The organism is Dermacoccus sp. UBA1591 (assembly GCF_002322065.1).
GTDB lineage: Bacteria > Actinomycetota > Actinomycetes > Actinomycetales > Dermatophilaceae > Dermacoccus > Dermacoccus nishinomiyaensis.
Genome location: NZ_DCNR01000083.1, coordinates 7094 through 9796, shown reverse-complemented (window position 1 = coordinate 9796; position 2703 = coordinate 7094). Strand labels below are relative to the sequence as shown.

Here is a 2703-nt window from a genome sequence, read left to right as displayed (position 1 = left end):
GCGGTGTCCGGTGGCCGACACGACGACGCGGGCTGCCCCGGAGAAAGAAGGTGCAGCCCGCGGTGTCGGAGCGGCCGGTGCGTTCGGCGTCGCAGCGGTGTCGTCAACACGTGTTCGATGCGTCGAGCGACTTGACCTGGCACGGCAGCGTCGTGCCGTCGGGCAGCGTGACCGTGACGTCCTGTACGTAGCTGAGTCCGCCCTGCGCCACACCGCACCCGAGCGGGGCGACGGCGTTCGAGTAGTTCGTGATGAAGCGACCCGAAGGGCCGGTGGTGAAGTTGCGGCACGTCGTACCCGTGACAAGGCTGTACGAGCCTGCCCCGCTTCCTGCGCGCCACTCGACGTGAAGATTCCAGCTCGCGAGGGTGCCATTGAGGTGGGCGATGATCGTGCTTCGTGAGGTGCTGGTCACCGGCTGCCACCCCGCGCTGCCGTAGGAGTAGGTCATGTTGGAACAGGTGGACGAGCCACAGGAACTCCGGCGGTTGGAGGTGGTGTCACCGACCCAGAAGATGCCAGGGCCGGAAGATGTCTGGCCGTTGCGCAGCCCGAGCCAGTAGTCGTAGGTCACCTGGCAACGGTCACGCCGGCGGGCAGGTTGTCGACGCATGTCGGGGCGCCGACGTTGAGCGATTGATTCGCCGTCGGTGCGCTGACATCACCCCAGTCGTAGATGACGCCGCCGCTGACACGAGGTGTGGGGGCGCCACAGGTGGATGCCGCCATCACGGGGGCAGCGCCCGCAACGGTGACGGCGGGGATGCTCCCGGCGGCCCCGCGGGCGACGGAACGGCGTGAGATGGGTGTGGTCATGTGGATCCCCAGGCGATGAAACGTTTTTTGAGCACACTCAGTTGTGCATTCGAGGTCGCCGTCATCAAACGAGGGCCGTCCGTGTGGACACACTCATGAGCTTCGTGTGTACCCGTGAGTTGAGTGGAATACGCGCAACTTTGTTGCGGTTGTACCTGACAGGAAGATGCGCGACCAGCCATACTGAAGGTGAGGTCGCTGTCGAGCCACCGGGCCCGTCAGCGAACGTCGTGCATTGCAGCAAGAAGACGTTCAACGACAAGGAGTCAGCAGTGGATATTCAACTGACAACGAAGGCGCAGGAGGCCCTCTCCGCCGCCGTGACGGCCGCGCAGTCGGCCGGCAACCCCTCGATCGAGCCCGCGCACCTCCTCAAGGCGCTCGCGGAACAGACCGACACGACCACAGGCCCGCTGCTCGAGGCGACGGGCACCACTCCGCAGGCAGTCATCGCGCAGGCCGAGGCCGACCTGCGCACGTTCCCGAGCAGCTCGGGTGCAAGCGTGGGCCAGCCCGGCATGAGCCGTGAGCTGCTCAACGTGCTCGAGAAGGCGCGCAGCGACATGAGCGCCATGGGGGATGCGTTCACCTCGACCGACCACCTGCTGCTCGCGCTCGCTCGCACGGGCAAGTTCTCCACGCTGAACGCGGAGGCGATCGAACAGGCGATCCCCGCGACGCGCGGTGGCCGCAAGGTCACCTCCGCCGAGCCCGAGGGCACGTTCGAGGCGCTCGAGAAGTTCGGCACCGACCTGACGGCCCTCGCCCGTGAGGGCAAGCTCGACCCCGTCATCGGCCGCGACAGCGAGATCCGTCGCGTCGTGCAGGTGCTGAGCCGCCGCACGAAGAACAACCCCGTCCTCATCGGTGAGCCCGGCGTCGGCAAGACGGCCGTCGTCGAGGGTCTCGCGCAGCGCATCGTCGCCGGGGACGTGCCGGAGAGCCTGCGCGACAAGCGCCTCATCTCCCTCGACCTCGGCGCGATGGTCGCCGGTGCGAAGTACCGCGGCGAGTTCGAGGAGCGCCTCAAGGCCGTCCTCGAGGAGATCAAGAACTCCGACGGCGAGATCGTCACGTTCATCGACGAGATCCACACCGTCGTCGGCGCGGGTGCCGGCGGCGACTCGTCGATGGACGCCGGCAACATGCTCAAGCCGATGCTCGCGCGCGGCGAGCTGCGTCTCGTCGGTGCGACGACGCTCGACGAGTACCGCGAGAACATCGAGAAGGACCCGGCGCTGGAGCGTCGTTTCCAGCAGGTGTTCGTCGGTGAGCCGAGCGTCGAGGACACGATCGCGATCCTGCGCGGCCTGAAGGAGCGCTACGAGGCGCACCACAAGGTCGCCATCGCCGACCAGGCGCTCGTCGCCGCTGCGACGTTGAGCGACCGCTACATCACGAGCCGACAGCTGCCCGACAAGGCGATCGACCTCATCGACGAGGCCGCGTCGCGTCTGCGCATGGAGATCGACTCGAGCCCCGTCGAGATCGACCAGCTACGCCGCAGCGTCGACCGCATGAACATGGAAGAACTGCACCTCGAGAGCGAGACCGACCCGGCCTCGCGCGACCGACTCGCGAAGCTGCGGGCCGACCGCGCCGACACCGAGGAACAGCTCGCCGCGCTGACGGCGCGTTGGGAGGCCGAGAAGGCCAGCCTCAACAAGGTCGGTGATCTCAAGGCCCAGATCGACGACCTGCGCACGCAGGCTGAGAAGCTGCAGCGCGAAGGTGACTACGGCAACGCCTCGAAGTTGCTCTACGGCGACATCCCGGCTCTTGAGAAGCAGCTCGACGAGGCGCAGGCAGCCGAGGCGACGTCCTCGAAGGCCGGCGGCGAGGCGCCGATGGTCTCCGACGAGGTGACCGCCGACGACATCGCCGAGG

3 protein-coding genes are annotated in these 2703 nt (G+C 67.3%); 1 reads left to right on the top strand and 2 read right to left on the bottom strand.

Annotated features, from left to right (window positions below; translation table 11 throughout):
- Positions 1-103: 103 nt before the first annotated feature.
- Both B2284_RS09035 and B2284_RS09030 read right to left on the bottom strand, forming a co-directional pair.
- Entirely contained in the window at positions 104-574 is a 471-nt protein-coding gene (locus B2284_RS09035; RefSeq protein ID WP_074041106.1) for a hypothetical protein, read from the bottom strand.
- The gene (locus tag B2284_RS09030) at positions 571-816 is read right to left on the bottom strand and encodes a hypothetical protein (protein WP_006946249.1); all 246 of its coding nucleotides are present in this window, start codon (positions 814-816) and stop codon (positions 571-573) included. The genes B2284_RS09035 and B2284_RS09030 overlap by 4 nt, the downstream gene beginning before the upstream one ends.
- A gap of 272 nt (positions 817-1088) precedes the next feature.
- On the opposite strand from B2284_RS09030, the gene B2284_RS09025 reads away from it, so the two are divergent.
- The coding region (locus B2284_RS09025) for a Clp protease N-terminal domain-containing protein (protein ID WP_286697400.1) at positions 1089-2703 on the top strand (1615 nt) is incomplete at its 3' end.

Coding starts and splice junctions, on each gene's coding strand:
- B2284_RS09030 (WP_006946249.1), bottom strand. CDS start 816: ATGACCACACCCATCTCACGCCGTTCCGTCGCCCGCGGGGCCGCCGGG.